3 protein-coding genes are annotated in these 2,563 nt (G+C 73.7%); all 3 read left to right on the top strand.

What is annotated here, in order from left to right:
* Window positions 1-1,081, top strand: a 1,081-nt coding sequence (locus tag C667_RS22080; protein ID WP_004385461.1) for an ABC transporter ATP-binding protein, incomplete at its 5' end; no start/stop codon positions are given.
* On the top strand, window positions 1,078-1,821 hold the full coding sequence (locus C667_RS22075) for an SDR family oxidoreductase (RefSeq protein ID WP_039922764.1): 744 nt from the start codon (window positions 1,078-1,080) through the stop codon (window positions 1,819-1,821). The genes C667_RS22080 and C667_RS22075, both read left to right, overlap by 4 nt.
* A gap of 64 nt (window positions 1,822-1,885) precedes the next feature.
* Entirely contained in the window at window positions 1,886-2,512 is a 627-nt protein-coding gene (locus C667_RS22070) for a class I SAM-dependent methyltransferase (RefSeq protein ID WP_039922766.1), read from the top strand.
* Window positions 2,513-2,563: the final 51 nt, after the last annotated feature.

Here is a 2,563-nt window from a genome sequence, read left to right as displayed (position 1 = left end):
GCCGGCCGCAGCGCGCCGGGTGCGCGACCCGGGCGCCGCGGCGCCGCTGCTGCGCGTCGAGGACCTGCGCTGCGCCTTCGATGTCTCCCGGCCCTGGCTCGAGCGCCTGCTCGCGCGCGAGCCGCGGCGCTGGCTGCGCGCGGTCGATGGGGTCTCGTTCGCGATCGGGCGCGGGCGCACCTTCGCGCTGGTGGGCGAGTCGGGCTGCGGCAAATCCACCGTTGCGCGCCTGATCGTGGGCCTCCACGAGCCCTCGGCCGGGCGTATCGTGTTCGACGGCCGCGACGTTGCCGAGGTGCGCGGCAGCGCCGAGCGCCAGAAGCTGCGCCGCCGCTTCCAGATGATCTTCCAGGACCCCTACGCCAGCCTCAACCCGCGCTGGCGCGTGGAGCGCATCATCGCCGAGCCGATCCGCGTGTTCGGCCTGGAGAAGGACGACGCGGCGATCCGCGCGCGCGTCGCCGGGCTGCTGGGCCAGGTCGGCCTGTCGCCGGCCGACGGCGCGAAGTATCCGCACGAGTTCTCCGGCGGCCAGCGCCAGCGCATCTGCATCGCGCGCGCGCTCGCCAACCGGCCCGAGTTCCTCGTCTGCGACGAGCCGACCTCGGCGCTCGACGTGTCGGTGCAGGCGCAGATCCTCAATCTGATGCGCGACCTGCAGGACGCGCTCGGGCTCACCTTCCTGTTCATCAGCCACGACCTCGCGGTGGTGCGGCACATGGCCGACGAGGTCGGCGTGATGTACCTCGGCCGCATCGTCGAGAGCGCCGCCAGCCGCAGGCTGTTCGAGCGCCCGCGCCACCCCTACACCCGCATGCTGCTGGCGACCATCCCCGACTTTTCCCGTCGCGGCCAGGCCGACGACGCCGTGCGTGGCGAGGTGCCCAACCCGATCACCCCGCCATCCGGCTGCAGCTTCCATCCGCGCTGTCCGCTCGCGGACGCGCGCTGCCGGCAGGAGGAGCCGGTCTTGCGCGAACTCGACGACGGCCGCCGCGTGGCCTGCCATGCGGTGGAGGAGGGGCGCGACACGGTCGAGGCGGGGACGGAAGGGGTGGAAGTCCACAAGGAGGTGTCATGAGCCGCAGCGCAGGAGAGGGGGGGCGAGCCGGGGGCCGGGCGGAGGATGCCGATGGCAGCTCGCTCGCCGTGGTCGTGGGCGGTAGTGGTGGCGTGGGCGCGGCGCTGGTCGCGGCCCTGCGCGACTGCCCGGCCTACGACGAGGTGCTCGCGCTCGGGCGCCGCGGCAGTCCGGCGCTCGACCTGCTCGACGAGGCCTCGATCGCCGCCGCGGCCGCCGCGGTGCGCGCGCGCGGCGTGCCCACCCTGGTCTTCGACGCCACCGGCTTCCTCCACGGCGGGGGCATGGAGCCGGAGAAGAGCTGGCGCGAGCTCGATCCCGCCCATCTGGCACATGCCTTCGCGATCAACGCGATCGGTCCGGCGCTGCTGATGAAGCACTTCCTGCCGCTGCTGCCGCGCGAGCGCCGCGCCGTGTTCGCCACGCTGTCGGCGCGCGTGGGCAGCATCGGCGACAACCGGCTCGGCGGCTGGTATGCGTACCGCGCCTCGAAGGCGGCGCTCAACCAGCTCGTGCGCACCGCCGCCGTCGAGCTGCGCCGCGGCCGGCCGCAGGCGATCTGCGTGGCGCTGCACCCAGGCACGGTCGACACCGGCCTGTCGGCGCCCTTCGCCAAGTCCGGGCTGCAGGTGCAGACGCCCGCCGAGGCGGCCGCGCGCCTGCTCGCGGTGATCGAGCGCCTCGGGCCGGGCGACTCGGGCGAATTCTTCGACCACCGCGGCGAGCCCGTGCCGTGGTGACCGCCGCAGCCCGCCGCCGCGGCACTTTCCAGGAAAACGCATGAACGCACACGAACAGGAACACATGTGGTCCACCCGCTATCGCAGCGCGGGCGAGGACTACGTCTTCGGCACCACCCCCAACCGCTTCCTCGCCGCGCAGGCGGCGCTGCTTGCGTCCGGCGCCGACGCGCTCTCGGTGGCCGACGGCGAGGGGCGCAACGCGGTGTGGCTGGCCGAGCAGGGGCTCGCGGTGACCGCCACCGAGATCTCGCCGGTGGCGCTGGAGAAGGCCCGCAAGCTCGCCGCCGGCCGCCACGTCGAGGTCGACTTCGTGCTCGCCGACGCGGTGGCGTGGGACTACCCGGAGGCCGCCTTCGACTTCGTGGTGGCGATCTTCATCCAGTTCGCCGACCCGGCGCAGCGCGCGCGCATCTTCGCCGGCATGGCACGCGCGTTGAGGCCCGGTGGCCACCTGATCCTGCAGGGCTACACCCCGAAGCAGCTCGAATACCGCACCGGCGGCCCGTCGGCGGTGGAGAACCTGTATACCGCCGAGCTGCTGCGCGAGGCCTTCGCCGGGCTGGACATCGTGCACCTGCAGGAATACGAGGACGTGCTCGAGGAGGGCGTCGGCCACAAGGGGCGCTCGGCCCTGGTCGGCCTGGTCGCGCGCCGTCCGCCTGCCGTTGCGGCGGAGCCTGGCCGATGAAGGGCATGCGTGCCGTCCTCACCGGACACAGCCGCGGTCTCGGCGAGGCGA

It is taken from the genome of Thauera phenylacetica B4P, assembly GCF_000310225.1.
In the GTDB taxonomy this organism is placed as follows: Bacteria; Pseudomonadota; Gammaproteobacteria; order Burkholderiales; family Rhodocyclaceae; genus Thauera; species Thauera phenylacetica.
The sequence above is the reverse complement of the archived record's forward strand: the minus strand, read 5'-3'. Positions and strand labels throughout refer to the sequence as shown.

What these genes read in the sequence shown, in the direction of transcription:
- C667_RS22070 (WP_039922766.1), top strand. Translation starts at nt 1,886, where the DNA reads ATGTGGTCCACCCGCTATCGCAGCGCGGGCGAGGACTACGTCTTCGGC.
- C667_RS22075 (WP_039922764.1), top strand. Translation starts at nt 1,078, where the DNA reads ATGAGCCGCAGCGCAGGAGAGGGGGGGCGAGCCGGGGGCCGGGCGGAG.